This window comes from Bacillus sp. DC4300-2b2, from assembly GCF_049895685.1.
Classification (GTDB): domain Bacteria; phylum Bacillota; class Bacilli; order Bacillales; family Bacillaceae; genus Bacillus; species Bacillus safensis.
Genome location: NZ_JAFCSW010000003.1, coordinates 1 through 26,538, shown reverse-complemented (window position 1 = coordinate 26,538; position 26,538 = coordinate 1). Strand labels below are relative to the sequence as shown.

The 26,538-nt window shown below is 43.2% G+C and carries 24 protein-coding genes; 19 read left to right on the top strand and 5 right to left on the bottom strand.

Annotation, left to right across the window (positions count from 1 at the left end):
• Positions 1-36 precede the first annotated feature (36 nt).
• Genes ACP69X_RS10010 through ACP69X_RS09975 form a run of 8 tightly spaced genes read left to right on the top strand, consistent with a single transcriptional unit; the run spans position 37 to position 9,634 of the window.
• Positions 37-1,179, top strand: a complete 1,143-nt coding sequence (locus tag ACP69X_RS10010) for an acyl-CoA dehydrogenase family protein (protein WP_041085379.1) — start codon at positions 37-39, stop codon at positions 1,177-1,179.
• Between the two features lie 45 nt (positions 1,180-1,224).
• The gene (locus ACP69X_RS10005) at positions 1,225-2,859 is read left to right on the top strand and encodes an AMP-binding protein (protein WP_041085381.1); all 1,635 of its coding nucleotides are present in this window, start codon (positions 1,225-1,227) and stop codon (positions 2,857-2,859) included.
• Positions 2,860-2,867: 8 nt separating this feature from the next.
• The gene (locus tag ACP69X_RS10000; RefSeq protein ID WP_426052651.1) at positions 2,868-4,217 is read left to right on the top strand and encodes an acetyl-CoA carboxylase biotin carboxylase subunit; all 1,350 of its coding nucleotides are present in this window, start codon (positions 2,868-2,870) and stop codon (positions 4,215-4,217) included.
• Positions 4,214-4,429, top strand: coding sequence for an acetyl-CoA carboxylase biotin carboxyl carrier protein subunit (locus ACP69X_RS09995; protein ID WP_039179120.1), 216 nt, complete (start codon positions 4,214-4,216; stop codon positions 4,427-4,429). The genes ACP69X_RS10000 and ACP69X_RS09995 overlap by 4 nt, the downstream gene beginning before the upstream one ends.
• 11 nt (positions 4,430-4,440) lie before the next feature.
• The gene (locus ACP69X_RS09990) at positions 4,441-5,349 is read left to right on the top strand and encodes a hydroxymethylglutaryl-CoA lyase (RefSeq protein ID WP_073979961.1); all 909 of its coding nucleotides are present in this window, start codon (positions 4,441-4,443) and stop codon (positions 5,347-5,349) included.
• Between the two features lie 12 nt (positions 5,350-5,361).
• A complete protein-coding gene (locus ACP69X_RS09985; RefSeq protein ID WP_426052650.1) occupies positions 5,362-6,144 on the top strand; it encodes an enoyl-CoA hydratase in 783 nt (260 codons plus the stop codon).
• An 18-nt stretch (positions 6,145-6,162) separates the two neighbouring features.
• The gene (locus ACP69X_RS09980) at positions 6,163-7,686 is read left to right on the top strand and encodes an acyl-CoA carboxylase subunit beta (RefSeq protein ID WP_139037470.1); all 1,524 of its coding nucleotides are present in this window, start codon (positions 6,163-6,165) and stop codon (positions 7,684-7,686) included.
• 13 nt (positions 7,687-7,699) lie between these two features.
• The gene (locus ACP69X_RS09975) at positions 7,700-9,634 is read left to right on the top strand and encodes an AMP-binding protein (RefSeq protein ID WP_426052649.1); all 1,935 of its coding nucleotides are present in this window, start codon (positions 7,700-7,702) and stop codon (positions 9,632-9,634) included.
• A gap of 28 nt (positions 9,635-9,662) precedes the next feature.
• Here the strand turns inward: ACP69X_RS09975 and cysI are convergent, their stop codons facing one another.
• Positions 9,663-11,381, bottom strand: coding sequence for an assimilatory sulfite reductase (NADPH) hemoprotein subunit (gene cysI / locus ACP69X_RS09970; RefSeq protein ID WP_041085396.1), 1,719 nt, complete (start codon positions 11,379-11,381; stop codon positions 9,663-9,665).
• A 33-nt stretch (positions 11,382-11,414) separates the two neighbouring features.
• Positions 11,415-13,235 carry an assimilatory sulfite reductase (NADPH) flavoprotein subunit gene (locus ACP69X_RS09965; protein WP_041085397.1) on the bottom strand — a complete coding sequence of 607 codons (1,821 nt, stop codon included), beginning with the start codon at positions 13,233-13,235 and terminating at the stop codon, positions 11,415-11,417.
• Between the two features lie 261 nt (positions 13,236-13,496).
• Here ACP69X_RS09965 and ACP69X_RS09960 point away from each other — a divergent pair, with 261 nt between their 5' ends.
• Complete coding sequence (locus tag ACP69X_RS09960; protein WP_241768893.1) at positions 13,497-13,895, top strand: DUF3221 domain-containing protein; 399 nt, start codon at positions 13,497-13,499, stop codon at positions 13,893-13,895.
• A gap of 69 nt (positions 13,896-13,964) precedes the next feature.
• Here ACP69X_RS09960 and ACP69X_RS09955 read toward each other — a convergent pair whose 3' ends face one another.
• On the bottom strand, positions 13,965-15,392 hold the full coding sequence (locus tag ACP69X_RS09955) for an aldehyde dehydrogenase family protein (protein ID WP_041085402.1): 1,428 nt from the start codon (positions 15,390-15,392) through the stop codon (positions 13,965-13,967).
• A 211-nt stretch (positions 15,393-15,603) separates the two neighbouring features.
• Between ACP69X_RS09955 and ACP69X_RS09950 the strand changes: the two genes are divergently transcribed.
• From ACP69X_RS09950 to ACP69X_RS09940, 3 genes are read left to right on the top strand one after another with little or no spacing between them, the layout of a single operon-like run.
• The gene (locus tag ACP69X_RS09950; protein ID WP_041085404.1) at positions 15,604-16,029 is read left to right on the top strand and encodes a DMT family transporter; all 426 of its coding nucleotides are present in this window, start codon (positions 15,604-15,606) and stop codon (positions 16,027-16,029) included.
• A 13-nt stretch (positions 16,030-16,042) separates the two neighbouring features.
• Positions 16,043-16,723 carry a Crp/Fnr family transcriptional regulator gene (locus ACP69X_RS09945; RefSeq protein WP_041085406.1) on the top strand — a complete coding sequence of 227 codons (681 nt, stop codon included), beginning with the start codon at positions 16,043-16,045 and terminating at the stop codon, positions 16,721-16,723.
• 21 nt (positions 16,724-16,744) lie between these two features.
• Positions 16,745-17,230, top strand: a complete 486-nt coding sequence (locus tag ACP69X_RS09940; protein ID WP_041085408.1) for a DMT family transporter — start codon at positions 16,745-16,747, stop codon at positions 17,228-17,230.
• A gap of 7 nt (positions 17,231-17,237) precedes the next feature.
• On the opposite strand, the gene ACP69X_RS09935 is transcribed toward ACP69X_RS09940, so the two are convergent.
• Positions 17,238-18,644 carry a phospholipase D-like domain-containing protein gene (locus ACP69X_RS09935; protein ID WP_426052648.1) on the bottom strand — a complete coding sequence of 469 codons (1,407 nt, stop codon included), beginning with the start codon at positions 18,642-18,644 and terminating at the stop codon, positions 17,238-17,240.
• Positions 18,645-18,803: 159 nt separating this feature from the next.
• Between ACP69X_RS09935 and ACP69X_RS09930 the strand changes: the two genes are divergently transcribed.
• The 5 genes from ACP69X_RS09930 (at position 18,804) to ACP69X_RS09910 (ending at position 23,399) form a co-directional block, all read left to right on the top strand.
• Positions 18,804-19,580, top strand: a complete 777-nt coding sequence (locus ACP69X_RS09930) for a MurR/RpiR family transcriptional regulator (protein ID WP_024425669.1) — start codon at positions 18,804-18,806, stop codon at positions 19,578-19,580.
• A gap of 130 nt (positions 19,581-19,710) precedes the next feature.
• On the top strand, positions 19,711-20,625 hold the full coding sequence (gene pfkB / locus ACP69X_RS09925; RefSeq protein WP_411264654.1) for a 1-phosphofructokinase: 915 nt from the start codon (positions 19,711-19,713) through the stop codon (positions 20,623-20,625).
• Positions 20,626-20,637: 12 nt separating this feature from the next.
• The gene (locus ACP69X_RS09920) at positions 20,638-22,053 is read left to right on the top strand and encodes a PTS fructose transporter subunit IIC (RefSeq protein WP_041085414.1); all 1,416 of its coding nucleotides are present in this window, start codon (positions 20,638-20,640) and stop codon (positions 22,051-22,053) included.
• Between the two features lie 15 nt (positions 22,054-22,068).
• Complete coding sequence (locus ACP69X_RS09915; protein ID WP_106025088.1) at positions 22,069-22,527, top strand: PTS sugar transporter subunit IIA; 459 nt, start codon at positions 22,069-22,071, stop codon at positions 22,525-22,527.
• 2 nt (positions 22,528-22,529) lie between these two features.
• Entirely contained in the window at positions 22,530-23,399 is an 870-nt protein-coding gene (locus ACP69X_RS09910; protein WP_269104287.1) for a class II fructose-bisphosphate aldolase, read from the top strand.
• A gap of 37 nt (positions 23,400-23,436) precedes the next feature.
• Here ACP69X_RS09910 and ACP69X_RS09905 read toward each other — a convergent pair whose 3' ends face one another.
• Positions 23,437-24,957 (bottom strand): MDR family MFS transporter, encoded by a 1,521-nt coding sequence (locus ACP69X_RS09905; protein WP_073979971.1) that lies wholly within the window; start codon positions 24,955-24,957, stop codon positions 23,437-23,439.
• A gap of 171 nt (positions 24,958-25,128) precedes the next feature.
• Here ACP69X_RS09905 and ACP69X_RS09900 point away from each other — a divergent pair, with 171 nt between their 5' ends.
• Both ACP69X_RS09900 and ACP69X_RS09895 read left to right on the top strand, forming a co-directional pair.
• Complete coding sequence (locus ACP69X_RS09900) at positions 25,129-25,548, top strand: MarR family winged helix-turn-helix transcriptional regulator (RefSeq protein ID WP_052468215.1); 420 nt, start codon at positions 25,129-25,131, stop codon at positions 25,546-25,548.
• A 376-nt stretch (positions 25,549-25,924) separates the two neighbouring features.
• The coding region (locus ACP69X_RS09895) for a T7SS effector LXG polymorphic toxin (protein WP_426052647.1) at positions 25,925-26,538 on the top strand (614 nt) is incomplete at its 3' end.

The window sequence follows — 26,538 nt, the reverse complement described above, 5'->3', positions numbered from 1 at the left end:
TAAATATGATAGAAAAGAGCCAAAGGGGGAAGCAAGATGGATTTTGAATTAACGAAAGAACAACAAATGATCCGCCAGATGGTCAAAGATTTTGCCAAAGCAGAAATTGCACCACACGCTCAAACGATTGATGAACAGGCCGTATTCCCAGCCAAAACGTTTCAAAAAATGGGGGAGCTCGGCTTTATGGGCATCCCCTTTCCAGAGAAATACGGAGGCTCAGGAGGAGATACGATATCGTATGCACTCGCTGTAGAAGAAATAGGAAAACAGTGTGCCAGTACAGGTCTTAGCTATGCCGCAGCCGTATCCTTAGGCGCAAGCCCGCTTTATTACTTCGGTACAGAGAACCAAAAGATGGACCACCTTGTCCCGCTGGCTTCTGGGACAGCACTTGGTTCCTTCGGTTTAACAGAACCAAACGCAGGATCAGATGCAAAAGGGACGAAAACAAAAGCAGTCAAAGACGGACAAGAATATGTCATCAGCGGGGAGAAGTGCTGGATCACAAACGCCAATTTTGCCAGAACCATTATTGTCACCGCTGTCACGGATCATGATGAACACGGCCGCCCGATCATCTCCGCCTTCATTGTGGAGAAAGGGCAAAAAGGGCTGTCCATTACAAATCCATATGACAAAATGGGCGTGCGCGGTTCAGATACAGCAGAAATCATTTTAGACGGTGTACGTGTACCAGCCCAGAATATTTTAGGAGACCCAGCAAAAGGCTTTAAGCAATTTTTATATACATTAGACGGGGGACGTATTTCAATTGCTGCGTTATCAGTTGGCATCGCACAAGCTGCACTAGATGCTTCGCTCTCACATGCAAAGGAAAGAAAGCAATTTGGGCAAACCCTTTCTTCCTTCCAAGCCATTCAGTTTAAGCTGGCAGATATGGCGATGCAAATAGAACTCGCGAGACAAATGGTTTGGAAAGCCGCTTGGCTGAAAGATCACGGCAAGCCGTTTACAAAAGAAGCTGCCTATGCCAAACTTTTCGCTTCTGAAATGGCGACAAAAGCGAGTCTTGATGCTGTCCAAATTCACGGAGGAACAGGCTATATGAAAGAATGTGGTGTAGAACGGCTTGTGAGAGATGCGAAGCTGATGGAAATTGGAGAAGGGACCTCTGAAATTCAGCGTCTAGTCATCGCAAGACAACTGTTAGCGTAATCCGATAATGAAAACGCTTACTATAAATAGGGGAGGAAAGCCATCATGTCGATTCATCCACAGACAATCGGCTCCCTTTTAAAAGAGAAAAGGGAGCAGCATCCAGCACATGAAGCCATTGTGTATCCAGAACGTTCTTTACGTTATTCATATGAAGCGTTTTATCGAGAAGTCAAGGAAACAGGGAAAGGTCTTATGGCATTAGGGGTTCAAAAAGGGGATCATCTCGCCATCATGGCGCCCAATGTACCTGAATGGCTCATGCTGCAATTTGCCTGCGCGTCGATTGGAGCCGTTCTTGTCACTGTAAATACGAATTTTCAAGCACAGGAACTCGCCTATTTACTCAAGCATTCTGATAGCAGCATGCTGTTTATCGTAGACGGCTTTAAAGAGACATCCTATGTCAAAATGCTGGAAGAACTCATACCAGAGCTTCAAAACGCTTATCAAGGCGAGCTCACATCCTCATCTTTTCCTTATTTAAAAAGTGTCGTCTATATTGGCGAGCACACGCCAAAAGGCATGCGCAGCTGGAACAGTATTCAAGCTGCTGCTAAAAGAACTGAGGATCATGAGTGGGAGAAACGAATGGATGAGCTTGCGCCAGATGACGTCATTAATATGCAATATACTTCAGGCACAACCGGCTATCCAAAAGGAGTCATGCTCAGCCATACAAACATCGTCTGCAATGCCAGCCAAATCGCAGATTGTATGAAGCTCACCCAAAAGGATCGAATGTGTATCCCCGTTCCTTTCTTTCATTGCTTTGGATCCGTTCTTGGCGTGCTTGCTTGCCTCACAAAAGGAGGAACGATCATTCCGGTTGAATCCTTCCACCCAGAGCGAGTCCTTCAAACCGTGGAAAAAGAGAAGTGCACCGTCCTTCACGGCGTCCCGACAATGTTCATTGCAGAGCTCGACCATCCGAATTTTCACCAATACGATCTGTCCACATTACGAACGGGCATTATGGCAGGATCTCTTTGCCCATCCCATGTGATGAAAGCCGTCATTGAACAAATGGGACTGAAGGAGCTCACGATTGCCTACGGACAGACTGAAAGCTCTCCTGTCATTACCCAAACAAGAACGGATGATTCATTTGAAAGACGGGTTCAAACGGTCGGCCGGGCGCTTCCTCACATCGAAGTGAAAATCACCGTTCCGGGCACGCCGGAGGAAGTAGGAAGAGGAGAACAAGGCGAGCTGTGTACAAGAGGTTATCATGTGATGAAAGGCTACTATAAAAATGAAGAAGCCACAAATGAAGTGATTGATCAGGACGGCTGGCTTCATACTGGTGATTTAGCAGAGATGGATGAGGACGGCTATGTGAAAATCACAGGACGGCTGAAAGATATGATCATTAGAGGCGGGGAGAATGTATACCCAAAAGAGATTGAGGACGTTCTTTATACTCATCCGGACATTCTTGATGCACAGGTTGTTGGTATACCTGACGAGACGTATGGAGAGGAAGCCGCCGCATTCATTCGGCTCAAGCAAGGTAGAGCGGTAACGATTGAGACACTCACCAGCTATTGTCAGTCGCAAATGGCGCGCTACAAAATTCCTAAATATTTTTTCATCACTGACGAATATCCGATGACCGCATCAGGGAAGATTCAAAAATTTCGTCTGAAAAAACAGGCGCTTGATCTAATAAAGGAGTGAAGGCAGCGATGTTTCAAAAAGTACTGATTGCCAATCGAGGCGAAATTGCTAGGCGAATTATTCGAACGTGTAAAAGGCTCGGGATCCACACCGTTGCCGTTTATTCAGAAGCAGATCAGCATGCACTTCATGTGCAAGAAGCAGACAGCGCCTATCTGATTGGAGGCGCGAAAGTATCTGAAAGCTATTTAAACATGGAAGCAATCATTAGTGTAGCCAAGCAGACAAATACAGATGCCATCCACCCAGGATATGGCCTCTTATCAGAAAACGCGGCCTTTGCAGAACGCTGCCGCAGCGAAGGTATGGCCTTTGTTGGACCATCCGCACAAGTCATTCAGCGAATGGGGAATAAAATTGAAGCAAGAAAAACAATGGCTCAAGCAGGTATCCCCATTGTACCAGGCGTTTCAGCTCCACTGCATGATGCAGAAGAAGGAGTGAGTCAAGCGCAGTCACTCGGTTATCCGATCATGCTGAAGGCATCAAGCGGGGGCGGAGGAATTGGCATGCAGCTCGTGCAAAATGATGATGAGCTGTACAGGGCTTTTGAAGGGAATCAAAAAAGAGCACAAAGCTTTTTCAACGATGGGACGCTGTATATGGAAAAGGTCATTGAAAACGCGCGGCACATTGAAATTCAGGTCCTTTTTGATTCCTTCGGTCATGGGGTTCACTTATTTGAGCGAGACTGTTCACTCCAAAGAAGACATCAAAAAATCATTGAAGAAGCACCAGCCGCCTGTCTCGATGAATCGGTGAGACGTCAGATGGGGGAGATGGCCGTCAAAGCAGCCAAAGCGATTGGGTATGAAAATGCAGGAACGATTGAATGCTTAGTCGATCAGCATCAACAATTTTATTTTCTAGAAATGAACACGAGATTACAAGTAGAGCACCCTGTCACAGAAGAAATTACAGGCATTGACCTTGTTGAGGAGCAGCTGAAAATCGCTGCATGTGAGCCGCTTTCCTTTAATCAGGAGGATATTCATCAAATCGGGCATGCCATCGAGGTTAGAATTTATGCAGAAGATCCCGTCACCTTTTATCCTTCACCAGGAACGATATCTCGGCTTTCTACGCCTGAAGCTCCGTATATACGTCATGAGTCAAGTGTGACAAAGGGAAGCATTATAACCCCTTTTTACGATCCAATGATTGCGAAAATGATCGTTTACGGTGATACACGAAAACTTGCAATAGAACGATTAAAAGGGGCATTACAAGCATATGAAATAGAAGGGATCAAAACCAACTTACCGCTTTTAAGGGAAATGGCCGGATCTTCTGCCTTCTTACAAGGCAGCATCACAACCGATTTTCTCATGAAAAAAAGGGAGGGAAACCGTTCATGAAAACTGTCACGATTCAAATGGCCGGAAACTTGTGGAAGCTTCTTGTGAAACAAGGCGATGAAGTGCAAAAAGGACAGGAGGTTGCCATCTTAGAATCAATGAAAATGGAAATTCCGATCGTTGCTGAAGAGGCCGGGATCATCCGCAAAGTGCATAAGGCAGAGGGGGAGTTTGTCGATGAAGGAGAGGTTCTTTTAGAACTGACAGAATAGGAGGGAGCCAGATGGCATTACCAAAGAGTGTGCTTATCAGGGAGGTCGGCCCGCGGGACGGACTGCAAAATGAATCAGTCTGGCTGGACACAAGCGAGAAGCGAACGTGGATAGATCTGCTCGCATCAGCCCAGCTCCCTTATATTGAAGTCACATCATTTGTTCATCCAAAATGGGTTCCAGCCTTAAAAGATGCCAAAGAACTCACCCAATCCTTAAACAGAAAAGACGACATCACCTATGCAGCACTCATTCCCAATGAAAAAGGCTTAGCTCATTTTTTTGAAGCCAATCTTGACACAGGCGCTATGTTTATCTCTTCGAGTGAAACACACAACAAGAAAAATATGAATCAATCCATCCACGAAACACTTCCTATCATCAAACAAATGACAGCTGATTTAAAAGCAGCAGGAAAACACACACGCGCGTATATTTCCACCGTATTTGGCTGCCCGTATGAAAAACAAGTGCCAATAGATCAAGTCCTGCGGTTAACGGATACTTTGCTTTCTTATGGCATTGATGAAATATCTCTCGGTGACACCATCGGTGAAGCCCATCCGCTACAAGTAGAAAGGCGCTTAGACATTTTACTTGAACGTTTTCCTGCTGATAAAATCGCTCTCCATTTTCATGATACGAAGGGGATGGCTCTTGCCAATATTTATACGGCATTAAAAGCCGGAATCACGATATTTGACTCCTCCAGCGGGGGACTGGGCGGATGTCCCTATGCACCTGGCTCCAGCGGAAATGTGGCGACAGAAGATGTGGTGCATATGCTTCAAAAACTAGGAATTGAGACAAATATTCACCTTCCTGCATTAATTCAAGCGGCAGAATGGATTGAAGCAAAAGTAGATCGAACCCTGCCTAGTCACTGTTTACGCGCTTTTCACTCTCAGACTACTTCATAAAGGATGAATAACATGACATCATTGGTCCATTTTTCAATACAAGATGAACAGATCGGCATCATGACCTTAAACAGGCCAGAACAAGCGAATTCCCTATCCTCTACAATGCTCGAGGAGATCAATCAAATCATTCAAGAAATCAAACACGATGAAAGCATCCGCTGTCTGCTCATTACAGGAGCCGGTTCAAAAGTCTTTTGCGCTGGTGCAGATTTAAAAGAACGACGATTGATGACAGAAGCAGAAGCAAAAGGCGCTGTTCTTTCAATTCAGCAAACCTTTATCGAGATTGAATCCATTCCTGTACCTGTCATTGCAGTAATGAACGGACACGCACTTGGCGGAGGACTTGAGCTCGCGCTCGCTTGTGATCTCCGCATCGCACGAGCCGGAGCCAGACTCGGCCTGCCAGAAACAGGACTAGCTATCATACCAGGAGCCGGAGGGACGCAGCGGCTTCCGCGCCTCATTGGACTCGGTAAAGCAAAAGAACTTATTTTCACAGGCGCATCATTACAAGCAGAAGAAGCCATTCAAATCGGGCTGATTGAGCATATTTCTGTAGCAGATTCCCTCATGAATGAAGCCATTTCTCTTGCAAAACAAATCATCAAAAATGGTCCGCTTGCCTTAAAAGAAGCGAAACAAGCGATTCAATTAAGCCTTGATTACGATTTGCATACAGGTCTAACGAAGGAATACGAAGCCTATTTACGGCTCATTGACACAGAAGATCGAACGGAAGGTCTTCAAGCTTTCCAAGAAAAACGCACGCCTCAATACAGAGGCAGGTAGTAAGAAAGGGGAATGGGTATGATTGAAGAATATGAACAGAAAAAACAGCAGATTCTGAAAGGCGGGGCCGAGCGATACCATCAAAAAAACAAAGAAAAAGGAAAATTGTTCGTACGTGACCGCCTTCAGTTGTTATTAGATGAGGATTCTTTCATTGAGGATGCCATGTTTGCCGAGTGTCAAGATGAACATTTACCAGCAGATGGTGTTGTCACAGGGACGGGGCGGATGAATGGGCAGACGGTTTGCGTCATGGCAAATGATTCTACCGTCAAAGCAGGATCATGGGGCGTCAAAACGGTAGAAAAAATCATTAGAATCCAAGAAACAGCCGAAAAACTCAACTGTCCGATGCTGTATTTAGTCGACTCTGCGGGTGCTAGAATCACCGATCAAATCGCCATGTTTCCAGGCAGAAGAGGTGCAGGCCGCATTTTTTATAACCAGGTAAAGCTGTCTGGACGTATTCCGCAAATTTGTTTACTATTTGGTCCTTCTGCCGCCGGAGGTGCTTACATTCCTGCTTTTTGTGACATCGTCGTCATGGTCGAAGGGAATGCCTCAATGTATTTAGGCTCACCGCGAATGGCTGAAATGGTGATTGGAGAGAAAGTATCACTTGAAGAAATGGGCGGAGCAAAAATGCATTGCAGCATTTCTGGATGCGGCGATATTTTAGCAAAAACAGAAGAGGAAGCCATTCAAATCGCTCGCACCTATTTAACTTACATGCCTGCCAATTATACAGAAAAACCAAAACTGGCAGCCGCAAAAGCACCTAAACCATCAGAGATTACCCTTCAAGATCTCATCCCTAAAGGGCAGAATACCCCTTTTGATATGTATCAGCTTATTGATTTACTCATTGATGAAGGATCATTTTTTGAAATCAAACAGCTATTTGCCGCAGAGCTGATCACAGGCTTTGGCCGCATGAAAGGTCAGCCTGTCGGTCTTATTGCCAACCAGCCGAGGGTAAAAGGCGGCGTATTATTCCATGACTCGGCTGACAAAGCCGCCAAGTTTATTCAGCTATGTGACGCCTTTCATATTCCACTCCTTTTTCTTGCGGATATACCGGGGTTTATGATTGGAACAAAAGTGGAACAAGCAGGGATTATTAGGCATGGGGCGAAAATGATCTCCGCCATGTCAGAGGCAACCGTTCCGAAAATATCCGTCATTGTTCGTAAAGCATATGGTGCAGGTTTATATGCAATGGCAGGACCAGCCTTTGAACCGGACTGCTGTCTCGCACTTCCATCAGCACAAATTGCTGTCATGGGGCCAGAAGCCGCTGTAAATGCTGTCTATGCGAATAAAATTGCTGAACTGCCTGCCGAAGAGAGAGCGGCATTTATACAAGAAAAACGCAAGGAATACCAGGAAGATATGAATATATATGAGCTTGCCTCAGAAATGATTGTCGATGGTGTCATCCCGTTTGACCTTTTGCGAGATGAGCTTTGTCATAGATTACAAGCCTATACCGCTAAAGAAATGACATTTACAAGACGAAAACACCCGGTTTATCCGGTCTAAAGGGGGCGGCCTCATGATGAACCAAAAACCAGCGTGGATCCCCGAAGAGCAGATGATGAAACAAACACGTCTTTACAAATGGATGCATTCACTTGGTTTTTCTACTTACGATGCGTTCTATCAAGCTAGTATCGAGCGTACCGATTGGTTTTGGAGAGAAGCTGAAAAGGCGGTCGGCATCGTGTGGAAGGAGCCGTATGAAGCCGTTTTAGGCCAAGATTCATTCATGTGGCCCAATTGGTATAAAGGCGGCCGGCTCAACGTGGTCGAAACGGCTGTTGACAAATGGGCAGCGAATGAAGAAACCCAGCATCAACCAGCCGTGATTTGGAGAAATGAAGCGGGAGAAGAAAGTAGATGGACGTTTCTCGAACTTCAGGAAAAGGTCAATCGTCTCGCTGCTGGTTTTTTGAAGAAGGGAATGCAAAAAGGGGATGTGGCGGTCATTTATATGCCGATGCTTCCGGAAACAGCTGCCGTCATGCTTGCCTTTGCAAAGATTGGTGTCATCTTTAGCCCAGTTTTTTCTGGCTATGGAAGCGAGCCTCTTGCCGTACGTATTCGTGCATCGGGGGCAACCATTGTCGTCACAGGCTCTAGCGTGACGCGCCGGGGAAAGACGATCAACATGCGTGAATGTGTGGCAGAAGCGATCGACAAAACCAAAACGGTCAAAACAGTCATTGTACACACTTCCTCTCCTACTGGATATAAAGAGGATATTCAGCTAAACGATTTGTTAAAAGAAGAACCAATGAATAAAACGACTTATCTTTCAAATGAAGATCCTCTTATGATCTTATACACGTCTGGAACAACCGGTACACCAAAGGGGGCTGTCCATACACACGCAGGCTTTCCTGTAAAAGCGGCTTTTGATGCTGGTCTTTGTATGGACGTTGCAAAAGGAGACCGCTTGTTTTGGCTCACAGACATGGGATGGATGATGGGGCCATTTCTCGTCTTTGGCGGCTTGATCAATGGAGCTGCAATTGTTTTATATGACGGCGCCCCCGATTATCCAAATGAACAGCATCTTTGGTCATTCATCCACGAGCAAAAAGTCACCCATTTTGGACTTTCACCTACTTTTGTTCGATCTGCGATGCAGCAAAACCTTGCAGACATTGAGCTGCCGCATGTCAAAGCCATCATTTCTACAGGTGAACCGTGGAATGAAGCGCCATGGCAATGGCTTTTTGACATAATTGGTCAAAAGCACATTCCGATCTTAAATTACTCAGGGGGAACAGAGGTTTCTGGCGGTATTGTAGGAAGTACGCTGCTTCGTCCAATCAAACCGATCCTTTTTAATGCGGCAATCTTAGGAATGGCGGCAGATGTGTTTAATGACGCAGGACAGAGCGTTATGAATGAGGTAGGGGAGCTTGTTGTGAAAAAGCCATGGGTCGGTATGACATGTGGATTTTGGAAAGATCCGGAGCGATATGAAGACACATATTTCAAACGATTTGATGGGGTGTGGACACACGGTGATTGGGTGATGCAATCAGAGGATGGCGCATTCCATATCACGGGCAGATCAGATGATGTCATTAATACAGCAGGAAAACGCGTCGGTCCAGCTGAAATTGAATCCATTCTTGTCGGGCATCCAGCCGTACATGAGGCTGCTGTGATTGGAGTAAAAGATGAGGTGAAGGGAGAAGCACTAGTTTGTTTCATAGTGGCCAGTTCACATTCTTTCGAAGAAGCAGCACTCATTCCAGAGCTTAAAACTCATGTTGGTTCATATGCGGGGAAAGCGCTCACTCCAAAGGAAATTCATCTCATTTCAGCTTTACCGAAAACAAGAAACGGAAAAATCGTCCGGCGTTTATTAAAAGGCGCGTATGAGCAGCAGCCTTCACCGGATTTATCTTCTTTAGATAATCCGAAGGTGTACAAAAGCATTTGCGAATACTTGAAAAGGAAACAAAGTATATAAAAAAAGACAGGAGAGATCCCTGTCTTTTTTATTGCACATGAAAATTCGTGCCATCTGTTGTTGCTTTTACAATTCCTGCCCGAATCACAAAATCACCGAAATGTTCATGCTCCTCGCGTTCTTTTGCATAGCGGGGGAGAAGAGAGCCAAGCTCGTTTAAAATGTCTTCTTCTCCAACATTTTCTCGGTACAGTTTACTTAATCTGCTGCCATCGAAAGCAGCGCCAAGATACATATTGTATTTGCCAGGTGATTTCCCGATAAAGCCAATTTCACCAAGTGCATGACGGGCGCATCCATTTGGACATCCAGTCATACGAATCGTGATTTCTTTATCACTTAAGCCATTTTCTTCGACAATCTCTTCAATTTTGTCAATTAAGCGCGGGAGGTAGCGTTCTGCTTCTGCCATCGCTAAGCCGCATGTTGGAAGAGAAACACAGGCCATTGAACTGCGGCGCAGTGCCGAGTGCTGCTGGCCAGCTGATAAACCGAACTCCTGAATGAGCTGCTCGATTTGTTTCTTTTTATGAGTTGTGACATTTCCAATCATTAAATTTTGATTCGCTGTTAAGCGGAAGTCACCTGTATGAATCTTTGCGATTTCACGAATGCCTGTCATCAGCGGATAATCATCGTAATCCGTGATGCGTCCGCCTTCTACAAACATCGTATAATGCCATCTGCCATTGATGCCTTTTACCCAGCCATAGCGGTCACCGTTATGATCAAAGTGGTAATCTCTTGCGTCTAAAAGGGTAAACCCTAGGCGGCGTTCAAGCTCTTCTTTTACATTCTCAAGACCGAGACGGTCCACTGTATATTTAAAGCGGGCATTTTTTCTCACCGAACGGTTTCCGTAGTCACGTTGAATGGTGATCACTTGTTTGGCAATCTCTACAACTTGTTCCGGTGTACAAAAGCCAATCACTTTTGCAAGCTGAGGATAGGTCGCTGTATCACCATGCGTCATGCCCATTCCGCCGCCAATCGCAACATTAAAGCCAACTAATTGATCATTTTCAATAATCGCAATGAAGCCTAAATCCTGCGAAAAAACATCAATATCGTTAGCAGGAGGGACCGCCACACCAATCTTGAATTTTCTTGGCAAATAAAGTGGACCATACATCGGCTCAACCTCTGTATCAGGCGTTGCCGCTACTTTTTCCTCATCAAGCCAAATTTCATGATACGCTCTTGTTTGCGGAAGCAGGTCATCACTTAATTTTTTGGCGAGCTCGTATACATCATGGTGTACTTCTGATTGATAGGGATTTGACGTACACATGACATTACGGTTCACATCGCCGCAAGCAGCGATTGTATCGAGCATAGTGGAATGGATGTCTTGAATGGTCTTTTTCATGTTCCATTTTAAAATACCGTGAAGCTGAAAGGTTTCACGAGTTGTCAGCTTTAACGTACCGTTTCCATATTTATGAGCAAGCTCATCCATCACAAGCCACTGCTTGGATGTAGCAATTCCGCCAGGCAGGCGGACGCGCAGCATAAATTGATAGGCAGGCTCAAGCTTTTGTTTTTGCCGTTCATTTCTCAGGTCACGATCATCCTGTAAATAACTGCCGTGATGCTTCATCAGGCGGTTGTCATCATCAGGAATACCCGCTGAAATCGGATCAAGCATCACTTCTTTTAATGTACCCCGTAAATAATCACTTTTTTCTTTGATTTCTTCTACGTCGCTCGGAGGTCCATCCGGCGCTGTTAATGCTGTCTTCACCATGTAAGTAAAAGCTCCTTTCTCTCAAGCATTCAATCAATATACGTCACGCTGATAGCGCTTTTGCTGCTGCAAGTTGGCTAGATAGCTTTCTGCTTTCTCTTTGCTCATCGCACCTTCTTCTTGGATGATTGATAGAAGGGTATCATGAACATCATGCGCCATATGTTTTTCATCTCCGCAGACATATACATAGGCACCTTGCTCCAGCCATTCGAATAATTCTTTACTTTGTTTCTTCATTTGGTGCTGGACATATACTTTTTCCTCTGAATCTCTTGAAAAAGCCACATCCATTTTCGTTAACACACCATCTTTTAACCACTTTTGCCATTCGGTTTGATATAAGAAATCCGTCACAAAGTGCTGATCACCGAAGAACAACCATGACTTTCCATCTGCACCGACTTCCTCACGCTCCTGCATAAATGAACGGAAAGGGGCGATACCTGTGCCTGGTCCCACCATAATGATCGGTGCATCATGGTTTTCGGGAAGCTTAAAGTTTTGATTGTGCTGGATATAAACAGGCAGTTTATCACCTGGCTCTAAGCGCTCCGCACATAAGATTGAGCAGACACCTTGACGTTCTCGTCCGTGAGCATCATATCTCACAGCACCGATCGTCAAATGAACTTCTTCTTCATTTGCTTTAAGGCTGCTTGCAATGGAATAAAGGCGTGCAGGAATTTTTCTTAAAATCGCAGTGAAGTCTGCCGCTGTTCCTTCAAAAGGACCGAAATCACGAGCAGCATCTACTAAATCTCTTCCTGCTATATACGCTTTCAGCTTTTCTTCGCTTCCTTCTTCTAAAAGGGCCTGCAAGGCTTCGCTTTTTGTGAAGGACGCCATCTTTTGAAGAAGAGGTTTTGTTAATACGGTAATCTCAAAATGAGAGGTGAGTGCTTCTTTTAAAGGAAGCGTGCCGCCGTTTTTATGAACGGTGACGGTTTCCTCTGCATTCCATCCGCATGTTGTGATCAGTTCATCAACAAGCGCAGGATCATTTGTTGGATAAATACCAAGGCTGTCACCTGGCTCATAAACAAGTCCTGATCCTTCAAGAGAAAGCTCCAAATGACGGGTTTCTTTGTTAGAGCCGCGGCCATTTAGGTTGATATTTTCAAGCACTTCAGCATAAAAAGGATTTGTTCTTGAGTATTCAGATGCAGCTGTTTGAGTGTTTGCTTCCGCTGATTCCTGCGGGTTTGCTGCGGCTTCGCCTTCACTAAGTGAAGATGCCACCCCTTGAAGCCATTCAGAAAACGGCTCATCATAATCAAGGTCACAGTCCACTCGATCAAAAAGACGCGTTCCGCCAAGCTCTTTTAAACGCTCATCAAATTCTTTACCTGTTTGACAGAAGAATTCGTAGGAGCTGTCGCCAAGTGAAAGGACAGAAAAGCTTAAATGATCAAGCTTTGGTGCACGTCTGCCGTGAACATATTCATGGAAAGAAAGGGCATTATCAGGCGGATCTCCCTCACCATGTGTGCTGACGATGATCAGTAAATTGTTTATTTTTTTCAGACTATTTGGTTTAAAATCTGACATAGAAGAGAGCGTCACTTGAAAACCTTTCTCTTCTAGATGCTGCGCTGTCTTTTTTGCTAACCCTTCAGAATTGCCTGTTTGCGAGCCATAAAGCACGGTCACATCTTTGCTGACAGGCTGCGCTGGTGCTGCAGCAGAAGGAGAAGGGGTTTGGGCAGTATTTTCTAATCCGGTTAAAGCTGCCTGTGCTGATAAATAACCGGTAAGCCAAATTTTTTGCTGATCTGTTAAAGTCGGAAGCAGCTGATTAAGCAGTTCTGCCTGCTGCTGACTAAACGGACTGTTCAATACATGAAGTTGCAACGATATCCACCTCACAAGGAATATAAACATAGATTAATTCGATAGGAATTATATATATAGGTTCAATTTGAACTTTACCGAAAGTTTGCCATTAAGTAAAATATATAATATTGATTGTCATGATTAAGATTTCTAATACCTTTGCAAGGTGAAGGAACTTGAAGGTGAATCGCTTAACTGTATAAAGCACCTTAAGAAAAAAGGGGCCGTTTAGAATGAAGAAGCGATCGTAAGCAATTGAAAAGGGGTGTATGAAAGTTGATGCAGCTAAAATTTAAAAACAGAAAATGTTTTCGGCTTGTCTTCTTGATTGTTCTCATTTTATTAGCAGCGTGCAATTCTCCAAAGGACAATATAAAGGATTCATACAATAAGAGTAAAACAACAGCATCTTTTTCAAAAAAAGGCGTACTGCTAAGTAAAGGGGAAACAAATTTACTTCTTATAAATAATAGAACGCCTCTAAAAAGCGATGATTCATTGAATACACAACTTCTTATTGATAAGTATAAAGACGATCTCATCATAATCGACTTAACGAAAGTAGATTCTAAAAAGCTGTCACAGGGTCAAACGATTGAGGTTTGGTTTGATGAGTTACAAGAATCGGCTCCTCCTAAAGCAACGGTCAAAAAATATCACATCATGATGGATAAGTAGGGGAGCAGGGGCAGATTCTTTCTATCATGAAAAAGGAGAAAAACCCTAAGGCTTTTCTCCTTTCTCAAATTATGCTGTTGGAAGTCCCATCACAGCTTTCACTTCTAAATATTCCTCGATTCCGAAGTCTCCCCATTCTCTTCCGATACCAGATTGCTTAAAGCCGCCAAACGGGGCAAAGTAATCTGTTTCGGCATTGTTAATGGTAATTTGACCGGCACGAATATGTTCAGCTACATATTTTAATGTTTTTTCATCTTTTCCAACCACATAGCCAGCAAGACCGTAAACTGTATCATTGGCAATCTCAAGGGCATGATCCAGGTCTTGATATGTGATCACACTCATGACGGGTCCGAATATTTCCTCTTGCGCAATGGTCATATCATTTTTCACATTTGTGAAAATAGTATGCTTGGCAAAATATCCTTTGTCTAGTCCGTCCGGCTTACCAGTTCCCCCAGCAAGCAGGTTAGCACCTTCTTCAATTCCTTTTTCAATATAAGACTGCACGGTATCCCATTGCTTTTTGGAGACAAGCGGGCCAGTGGCGTGATCTTCTCGCGGATCACCAACTGTAAACTTCGGCAGGGCATTCAGCAGCGCTTTTTCAAATGCGTCTTTCATTGATTCTGGAATCAGCACACGTGTGGCAGCGGAACACACTTGGCCTGTATTCATCGCAATATGATGAACGGCTGTTTCGGCTGCCTCATCCACATCTGCATCATCTAAGACGATAAGAGGGGATTTCCCGCCAAGCTCAAGAGCCACTTTCTTAATATTGTCTGCAGCATTTTCCATTATTTTAGAGCCGACAGCACCTGATCCAGTAAATGAAACAAAGTCAATATCAGGATGTGAGCTAATGCCGTCACCAATGACGTCACCAGTTCCGTTTACTAGGTTGAAGACTCCTTTTGGTACGCCTGCTTCATCAATGATGTCTGCAAGAATCATTGCGGCAAAAGGTGTAATTTCCGCAGGCTTTAAGACGACTGGTGAACCTGCTGCAATGGCACCTGCGATTTTAAGTGATGTTTGATTCGTTGGGAAATTCCAAGGTGTAATCAATCCGCTGACACCAATCGCTTCTTTTATAATGGTATGCCCGCCGCGGTCCTCAGTAAATGTATAAGATTTAAGTGCTTCCGCTGCTTTAGAAAAATGTTCATGTCCCATTTTGTAATGAACCTCTTCTGATACTTTAAGCGGTGCACCAAGCTCTTGTGTCATGACTTCTATTAGTTCATCCTTACGCTTTTCGTAGCCGCGCACAATGTTTTCCAGCATCTTTACGCGTTCATTTCGAGATGTTTTTGAGAAAGAAGGGAAGGCAGCACGAGCAGCTTTGACTGCCTTATCTAAATCTTCTTTTGTACCTAAACTAATGGTGCCAATGACTTCCTCTGTAGCAGGATTGATAACCTCTGTCGTTTCGTTTCCTGTTGATGCGATCCATTCTCCGTTAATAAAATGTTTCTCTTGATTTCTCATTCTGACATGTCTCCTTTTTATATGTGATTCCATTCAATATTCTGTTTTCAGGTGATATAAAACTGTACCCACTGTGAAAAATCTAAAACGATGCAACTGTAAAAGAAAAAGTTTCTGATATAATACGCAAAGTGGGACATATGTCCTTTTCAACATTAGGGCATCTATCTTTTAATGGAACTAGACTGAAAAAGAAGGAGCATTTGAACGAATGAAAGGTGTTATTTTCGCTTTATTAGGAGGCGCTTGTATTACACTGCAAGGCGTAGCAAACGCAAGAATCAGCCAGGATATCGGGACATGGCAGGCGGCAACTATCACGCAGCTGACCGGCTTTATGATCGCACTTATTATTTTACTGATCGTACGTGACGGACACGTTCGAGAATATCGAAAGGTGCAGCCGCTTTATTTAGTAGGCGGCGCATTTGCAGCCATTATTATTTTTAATGAAGTCACTGCAATTCAAATGATTGGTGTCACACTGACCATCGCTGCTTTACTCATTGCTCAGCTTGCATTCACCTTTGCAATCGATGCAAAAGGATGGTTTGGTGTACAGAAGAAGAAAATGAAATGGCCGCATTATGCAGGAATTCTATTGATGATCGCGGGTGTAATCATTTTAAAGCTATAAAGGAGGGAGTCAGATGGAAGAGCTTCATGATGAATGTCTATTTTCCTCTTATCTCAAGGCATATCAATTAGAAAACGTCTTTCATCAGAAACTCATATCACATGTCAGCTTATGGCGCTATGAGCAAGGTGAGCTGATTTGTTCAAAGGGAGATCAGAGGGAGCACTTGTACTTGTTAGTAAAAGGAAAATTAAAGATTTTCACCACCACAAAGGAAGGAAAGACCTTTATTCTTTGTTTTAAACATCCTCTTGAAGCCATTGGAGATATTGAATACGTTCAGCAGACAGATATGGTCAATACAGTGGAGGCTGTCACAGAAGTACATATGCTAAGGATTTCTCATCAAGCGCTCATGCGCCATGCGAAGGATGACCCCCGCGTTTTAACCTTTTTACTAAAGGGCATCACAAACAAATTTTATACGAAATCAAACGATTTGAGCTTCCACCTTTTATATCCTGTAGAGGTCAGGCTTGCGAGCTACTTATTGTCCGTATTAACAGGCGATAATAACGTGAACGCACTTCGTCTTACTGATGCGGCGAGCTTAATTGGTACAAGCTACCGTCATATTAACCGGGTGATTCAGCAATTCTGTGAAAAAGGGCTGATAGAGAGGCAAAGAGGCGAGATTACGATTCTTGACCGGAAAGGGCTCTTAGAAATAGCAGAGCACAACATTTATGAATAGAAGAAATGAAGGGATTCAGACATGATCATAGGAATAGGATTAGCCATCACGGCTGGCGCACTCGTCAGCTTACAAACCATTTTTAACAGTAAGGTCAATGAGCAGACAGGCTCTTGGTCAACGACAACTCTCGTTCTAGGTATGGGCTTTATTGCTTCACTTTTGATGGGTCTTTTGCTAGAAGGAACCGGCATGTTTCAATTAAGACATATGGAAGCGTGGTACTGGATTAGCGGAGCCATTGGAGTAGGGGTAGTCATCTGTCTCGTTCAAAGCATCAAACGCCTTGGTCCGACTTATGGAATCTCAATTGTCCTGATCTCACAGCTAGGTTCCGCGCTTTTGTTCGATTCGCTTGGCTGGCTTGGGTTAGAGAAAGTGGAATTTTCTCCCGCAAAACTATTAGGTGTCATTGTGATTATTGCAGGGATCTTGGTGTTTAAATTGACAAAATTGGAGGCAGTAGAAGAAGAGCAATCAGAAGAAAAAGGGCTGCCACAAGAGTAGCTGCCCTTTAGATCAACCGCCGCCATAAAACGGTTATCGCGGATAAACCATTTAAAAGGAGCCTTTTCATCAAAGGCTTTTTTTTCTGCCCATAGGCCCCCGCTTTATAGGCTGCTTTGTCCTTTGCGACGAGAATACTATAGGCCATTTTACGTTCTATTGCCTGAGTAAGTGATAGCGCAAACGGGGCACTATCAATGACCAAAATCGACTCTGTATTTAAAAAACTAGACCTCGCATCTAAATTATATGTCCCGATGATACTTAAATAATCATCAATCACCATTGATTTCGCGTGAATAGAATATGGACCTTCATATTCATATAAATGAACACCTGTTTTCATCAGTTCCTTTTTCGTGCTTAAATATCCTGCAAAAGCTAACGGATTTGGCGTCGCTGTAAGGGAATTCGTGACAACTGTCGTTTGAATCTCGCTAGCTAATGGAGTGAGGCCGTCTTTCATGGGTCGTGTCGGGATAATATAAGGCGTCTGTATGAGCACAGAACGCTTTGCTCGGTGAGCAAGATCGTTTAGTTTTTTGAGCACAAGAGGACGCTTATTGAAGCGCTCCACAGGATTTGTAAAAAATGCAATCTGTTTCACTGAAGTGCCGTCTGCTGCCCAATTAAAGGACGACATCACAAAAGGTTCTTTCGTACGCACTGCCTCCCAATAGGATCTAAGCAATTTCTTTCTTAGTTTTAAGCCTTTTTTTGCTTTTTGTTTGGAGAACACAGCATTTGTTCTTTTCGTAAAGTCATGACTCCATAAATAAACGAAGTATTGCTCCATTTCATCTAATACTTTTCCTTTTTTGTCGTTATAAAGCAGCACATCGCGGTCAAATGCAAAATCTTTCGGAGGCTGATCTGCAAAGTATTTATCACCTATATTTCTTCCGCCCATCACAGCCACTCGGCCATCTGCCAGCAGCAGCTTATCATGAAGGCGGTTATGCCAGGTCCATGGCTTAAATAACCGAAAGGGCTCATAAAAACGAATGGCCATGTTCGGGTGATTAGCCACGGCATACTGTAAATGCTTCAGCGGTCCACGCAAACTGTGGCAGATGCCGTCTAAAAGCAGCTGAACCTTTACCCCTCGATCAGCTGCTTCAATTAAAGCACCTAGTACCCATTCGGCTGTTTTTCCCTTTTGAATGGAATAATAACTAAGGCGGATCATTTTCTTCGCCTCACGAATCATTTGAATTCTGGCCTGGCCAGACTCAAATCCATCGTCAAGAAGCATCACTTGATTTGTGCCCTGATCGTCTCCTGAGATGGAAGAGGCTTTATAGATACAATGTTCTTTGCATGTTTTTTGGATCGGTAAATAAAACAAAACAAATGCTGTCAAAAAGACATAAACGACATAGAGAAGGATCAGGTAAAACAAAAGATGAAGCATACGGATCAGCTCCTTTCACATAGACACAACTTTTCTTTAGTTTATGTCAAAAATAAAATTTCACTCATTTTCGCCTTTCACCTAAATACATGACAAAAGAATCATCTTGTTTTTATCAGGCATTTAATTATAGTATGAAATGAGTAAGGGGGAATCGAATTGAACGAATCATTATTTAACATCCCAAGCGATGTATATCAAACGTTAAGTGAAACAGAACGTTATTTACTCAATTATATTCACCAGCATTTAGAGGATATCTCCACCTTATCCATTGTCACTTTAAGCGAAAGAGCCAATGTATCGACTGCCACAATAGTCAGACTGATGAAAAAAATTGGTTATAACGGCTATACATCCTTTAAATATCGATTAAAACAAGAAAAGAAAATGACAGATGCAAGCGACCAACTCAAGAATATTGATGAAGACATCAAACTAGCGATTCGGAAAAATGAAGAAGAGGTTTTAAAAACGATACAGCTGCAAAGTATTGGACAAATTGAAGATGCCGTTCAAAAAATACATAATGCAGACAAAATTTATATTTTCGGCAGAGGCTTCTCAGAAATGATCGCCAAAGAGATGACCATCAAATTACAGCTCATCGGGAAAACATGTGAAGTACACGACGATCCGAATATCATTCGGCTGAAATCACGAGACATTGAAAAAAGTGAGCTTGCCATCTTTGTTTCATTAAATGGCGAAACAGCTGAGCTCGTTGAAGCTTGTCAAAACCTCAGCATGAAGCAAGTCACAACTATTACTGTCACGACAAGAATAGATTCTACATTAAGCAAAATATCAGATATGACACTAGTCGGATATAAAGGGGAACAATCTTTTTTCCCAGATTATGAAGTCAGATCCCGCCTGTCTCTCCATGTCATTGCCCGCATTTTACTCGATGCCTATGTGATCCGAATGAAATAACCAATAAGAAAGCCTTCGAGACTTTGATCTGGAAGGCTTTTTCTCATGAAAACCTTTACACATTCTGAAAACATTTTCACTGAATCGTATGAGATACTTTCTTTAGAGAAAAGAAAGAAGGTGAAACCAATTGATTTATACCTGCACCTTAAATCCTGCTATTGACCTATATATTGCATTGAAAGAAATGCGGGCAAATGCAGTCAATCGCACAGAAGATGAAGATTATCAGCCGAATGGAAAAGGCGTGAACGTGTCGATTATGCTAAAGAAATATGGCTTCACCAGCACCGCATTAGGATTTATCGCTGGGTTTTCAGGCTCTTATATTGAACAATCCTTAAAGGATCTCTCCATTCAGACCGATTTTATCTCGGTTGAAGGAATTACACGCATTAATGTTTTTATCAATACGACAGAAGAATACAAGCTCGTGAATCAGGGCCCTGCGATTGAAGAAAAAGCGCTTCACGCCTTTCGTGAGAAAATTGCAGCTATCCCGCAGGGGGACATCCTCATCATGTCAGGCAGTCTGCCAAAAGGCGTTCCTGCCAGCATTTTTTCAGAAGTAGCAGCTATTTGCCATCAACAGAAGGTCAAGTTCATTTTAGACACAAGCTCCGAAGCAGTTCTTGAAACACTTCAATACAAACCGTATTTACTAAAACCGAATGAAGAAGAAATTGCTGCTTTTTTCGGCAAAACACATCCTTTGTCAGAAAAAGAACTCATTCAATCAGGAGAGAAACTCATTGAGATGGGTGCAGAACAAGTGCTTATTTCCCGAGGCGAGGAAGGAGCTTTATTCATTACGAAGGACGCAGTGTTTAAAGGAAACGCACCAGCAGGCACTGTCGTAAACACAGCTTGTTCTGGAGATGCGATGCTCGCAGCTTTTCTTAGTAAACATCTTGAAGGACATTCACCTGAAGAATGCTTACGCTACGGCATTGCGACGGGAGCATCCACTGCGTTTTCGAAAGGCTTAAGTGATTTACATGACATTGATTCATTGATTGAGCAAGTACACATTCAGAAGATATAAGGGGGAATACACATGAGCCGTAAAAAAATTGTCGCTGCAACCGGCTGTCCAACAGGTATTGCACACACATTTATGGCAGCTGAAGCATTAAAAATCGCTGCTGAGCAGCTAGGGGTCGACATTAAAGTCGAAACGCATGGTCAAGTAGGAATTGAAAACGCTTTAACTGATCAAGACATTATGGAAGCAGATGGAGTTATTGTGGCAGCCGACAAAGATGTGCATACAGACCGTTTTCACGGCAAGCCACTGATTGAAGTGCCTGTAGCCAAAGGCATTCGCACACCTACTGAGCTGATTCAGAGCATTATCAATGGAGATGCTCCCGTTCATCAAGTGAAAGGAAGAGCTTCTGGAACAGAGAAACCATCTGCTCCTTCATCCTCTCAACAAAAGTCGGCAAATAAATGGATACACACCATTTATAAGCACTTAATGAACGGTGTATCGCACATGCTACCATTTGTCGTTGGAGGCGGGGTCTTAATAGCTATTTCCTTCCTATTCGGAATCTACTCTGCTGATCCTAAGCATGAAACGTATCATCCGTTTGCTGCCTATTTGAAAAGCATTGGAGGACTTGGCTTCAGCTTAATGGTACCAATTTTAGCAGCATTTATCGCTGATTCAATTGCAAGACGCCCAGGGATGGTCGTCGGCTTTATAGGAGGGCTCCTTGCAAATGATGGAGGTGCTGGCTTCTTAGGCGGTATAATCGCAGGTTTTGCAGCAGGATATATCATTTTATTGCTTCAATTCTTGCTTCAAAAATTACCAGCATCACTTGATGGATTAAAATCGATCTTCATCTATCCTGTCATCGGTATTTTCTTAATTGGGGCTGTCATGACCCCGCTATTGGTTCCAATCACAGGGCTAAATAATTCCTTAATGGATTTTCTCTCATCTGTACAATCCACAAATCCGCTGCTTTTAGGCTTAATTGTGGGAGCAATGTGTGGATTTGATATGGGCGGACCATTTAACAAAGCAGCCTATGTGACAGGAACGGCTTTACTTGCACAAGGCAACCTTTACTTTATGGCAGGTGTGTCTGCAGCATGTATCACACCACCACTTATCATTGCGATTGCTACAACCATTTTCCGAAAACATTTCACGCCACAAGAACGAAATGCTGGGGCAATCAACTATATTCTGGGGGCGACACATATTACAGAAGGAGCCATCCCATTTGCGGCAAAAAACCCAGTCGTTGTCCTGCCAATTATCATGTTTGGTTCCGCCATCTCTGCTATATTGACATATTTGTTTGGCGTACAGGTTCCAGCTCCGCACGGTGGATTCCTTGTCCTTCCAGTTGTCACAGGTGCATTCCAATGGGTGCTTTCCATACTAATCGGATCAATTGTAGGTGCGATTCTATACGGACTTTACCGTAAAAAAATAGACAAACCCGCAGTTTAAGAGGGAGGAAGAGAAATAATGGAACATATCTATATGAATCTTCACGAAACAGCTTCTTCACAGGCTGGCGTGTTCGCAGCCATTGCTGACATTGCCTACAAAGCAGGTATCTGCACCTCACCAGAGGAAGTCAAAAAAGGCTTAGCGGAAAGAGAAGCTCTGAGTACAACCGGTTTTCAAGATGGATTTGCCATTCCGCATACACAAACAGAAGCCATCACAAAACCAGCACTTGTGATCGTCCGCACGGAAACAGGCATTGAATGGGACGCTTTTGATGGGAAGCCTTGCTTTTTCTTCTTATCCTTATTGATTCCTAAAAGTGAAGCAGGTACGACTCATTTAAAGGCTCTTTCTGCCCTTTCACGAGGCTTAATGGATGAAACGAAACGTCAAAAACTGCTGGAAACAAGAACAAATGAAGACATGCTTGCTGTATTAGAAGCGGATATTTTAACTAGAGAGGATGTTTGATCATGCCTTTACTTTCAACAACACCAATGCTTGAGGCTGCGAAAAAAGAAAAATACGGAATTGTGGCATTCAATGTACACTCCTTTGACAGTATCTATTGGGTACTCGAAACGGCAGCAGAATTAAAGTCACCTGTGATATTGCAAACAACGGTTGGAACGGTTCAATCTCTTGGCGCAAAAGCGATTGCAGATACAGTGAAGGCGGCGGCTGATCAATATCAAATCCCAATCGGTCTTCACCTCGATCACTGCACAGACTTTGATGTGATTCTCACCTGTATCAGGGCCGGATATACATCCGTTATGATCGATGCATCGATGCATTCATATGAAGAAAATGTACGCCGTACAAAAGAAGTTGTGGACCTCGCATTAAAAGTAGGGGTGAACGTTGAAGCAGAATTAGGCAAGGTAGGCGGTGTCGAAGATGATATCGTCGTTGATGAAAAGGATGCTGAAAAAGCCATTCCATCAGAATGCCGTCAATTTGTAGAAGAAACTGGGGTGCCCACTTTAGCGCCTGCGATTGGTACTGCCCATGGCATTTATAAAGGGGTGCCGGATATTGACTTTGCCCGCATTGAACAAATTGCGGACCTGGTCGATGTACCACTTGTTCTCCACGGTGGTTCTGCTGTACCGGATGAGGATGTGAAGCGATGCGTTGCACTTGGTATGGCAAAGGTGAATGTCTCAACTGAATTGAAAAATGCATACTCCGAGGCCATACGTGATCATTTCTCAAATGAACCTGAAAGCTTAGATCCGCGTATGTATTTACAAAAAGCAAAACAAGCAGCAAAAGACATGGTCAAATCGAAAATACGAATCGTTGGCAGTGAGGGCAAAGCCCATCCGTTATATCAATAAGAAAAAAGCAGAGCGATTGCAGCTCTGCTTTTTCACATTAATCGTTTTCTTTCATTTCATTTGATGTACGTACTCGTGCATTTCCCATAAATACGACTGTAATCGCCGCAAGTGCAATCGGGAATAAAGCAAGCAAAAATACATACGTAATACTTTGCGACATCGCATCGATGACTTTATTTAAAATATCAGTCGGAATTTGTGAGCGGGCACCTTCTTGGAAAATAGCCTGTGGATCGCCTATTTGAGAAGGGGCTCCTTTCATTCCACTAAAGGCATCAGCTAAACGATTTGTCAGCACATTGGTTTGAATCGTCCCGAAAATCGTGACACCAAGCGTCATCCCAAGTGATCTCATAAATGAATTGGTCGAGTTTGCACTGCCTCGGTAGCGCGGCTCAAGATCATTCATTGAAGCTGACGGCAGAAGGGAGAAGCTGAACCCGACCCCAAAGCCTGATATCATCATAAAGAGTGTGAGCCACAGTCTTGCTGTATCTGGTGACATATTGGCAAGCAGCAGCATCCCAGCGAAAAATGAAATGACAGAAATGGTCATAAGACGTCTGAAAGGCACTTTCGTCTGCATCGTTCCGCCAATCATACTGCCAATGACTGATCCAATCATCATCGGTGTTAAAATAAACCCTGCACTTGTTGCAGATTCACCGTACACCGCCTGCACGAAAATAGGAATAAACACAGCAAGAATAATGAATGTCCCGCCATATAAAAACGCCAAAATTTGAGATGTCGCAAATAATCGATTTTTAAACATCCAAAATGAGATAATCGGTTCCTCCGCTTTACGCTCAACAATAAAGAAGATCGTACCGAACACAAGAAACACAGCAAAAAGTGTGAGGATTTGCACCGAATCCCAAGCATAAGATTTACCGCCAAGCTCAAGGGCGAACATTAAGCTGACAACCGCAACGACAAGTGTAATAGCACCTGACCAGTCGATTTTCTGCTTACGATGTTCAAGCGATTCCTGATAATATCTGGCGATCAAGAAGACACTGACAATACCAATCGGCACATTAATATAGAAAACCCAATGCCAGCCGATCGAATCCGTAATAATAGCACCTAAGAGCGGTCCGAGTACACTTGATAAACCAAAGACTGCACCAAACATACCAGACATTTTTCCGCGCTTTTCAGGCGGGAAGATGTCAAAGATAATCGTAAATGCGATTGGAAGAAGGGCACCGCCTCCAAGCCCTTGAATGGCTCGGTAAATAATGAGCTGATCCATCGTTTGTGCGATACCGCACAGTGCTGATCCAATTAAAAAGAAAATAAGTCCAAACAGAAAAAAACGCTTTCGACCATACATATCAGAAAGCTTTCCGTAAATCGGCATTCCCGCCATCACTGCCACCATATAAGAAGCCGTCACCCAAGCAAATTTATCAAAACTGCCCAAATCTGCTACGATACTTCCCATCGCTGTTGCAACAATGGTATTGTCCATCGCTGCCATAAAAATACCTAACAGCAAACCGATGACAACAAAGCGAGTGGATGCCTTGCCTTTATCCACATGATTCATTTCATTTACCTCCTGCTTACGTTCTCTCCTTATTTTTGCTATGATCAACTTAAATATTAAAGTAAGAGAACATTTATCTTGATGATCAAGATAAATTGATTTTAAAGGGAGGAGAACAAGTTGTCAATAAAGAACGAGGCTGAAGACAGAGCAACCCAGATCATCCATACAATGAGGCGCCTCGCCACACGAACCGTTTTATTCCACCAAGCAGCCGCTCAATCGCTCGGCCTTTTTCCAACAGATCTCAAATCCGCCGATCTATTAAACGAACTCGGCCCACTTACAGCGGGGGAATTAAGTGAAAAAACAGGTCTTAGCTCCGGTGCAGTCACAGCTCTTATTGACCGCCTTGAAAAAGCGGGCTACGCCAAAAGAGCAAAGGACCCAAAGGACAAACGAAGAGTTATCATCGTTCCATTAACGGCAGGGAAATCACAGGTGAAAGAACTCTTTCGATCCTTATCAACATCAACGAAGGAACTCACAAATGAATACAAACCAGAAGAATTAGATTTAATTATTCAATTTATAACTGAAGCAGCAGATATCATGGAGCAAGAACTTCAATTGCTTAAGTCTAAAACGTAAAAAGTACACTGATGCGGGTGTGCTTTTTCTAAGTGCATTCCTAATTCATGTAGGGATTGCCTCGACTAGTGACATCTTCCTTACCATAAAAGTGCTCTATAACACTTTTTTATAATGGAGTAGCTCAAAAAAATGTTCTATTTAAAAGATTGTTCTAAAAACTACATTATAATTGTTATGACAAAAGTGGAGCTAATGAATTCTATAGTTTGCTTTTCAATTGAAACAATGTTCATTTACATAATCAGTATTGTTTTTGTATCTTAATGCCTATTTAATGACAAACTTTGTATTGGTAAAATTGACCTTGTCAATGAATAGGAAGGAGTGAATTCTGCTGGGGAAGATACTTGATGCAAAAGCACTAACAAGTGCAATGGACACAAGGGCAAAACACTATCAGGAACTCCGCGAACAAATGGTAGATTTAAAACAGGCATTACAAGGTGTTGCCAATCTTGGTGATGATTTTACTGGGAAAGGTGCCGATAACATTAAAAGCTTCTACAAAGAGCTCGCCGGAAATGTAGACATGTTTATCAGCTTCATCGATAAGCAAAAAGCCTTTCATGAAGGTGTTTCTGGGACACTTGATGATACGAGCTTTGGCGGCGATACCTTTGTAGAAGAACACTTTTTAGATAACGCAGTACATATGGGCATCAAAAATGCCAAAAGCATTGTAAAGGATCAAAAAAAGGCACTCAAAACGATTTTCGAAGACATTGATGATCTCATTTCTCTAGAAGTATTTGATAGTCAAACCTTTGATGAGAAAATAGAAGATGCGGAAGATGAACGAAAAAAGACGGTCAAAGAACTGAGAGAGCTTGATCAAAATTTAAAAGATGAATATGCTTTGTCAGAGACAGAGCAGCAAGCTACAATGGCATTGTACGCTGAAATGATGAATGCGACAAATGACGGAAAAGCGATTTCGCCTATGAATTTTGACAAGAAAGCGTATCAAAATAGCGAAATCTACAAGGC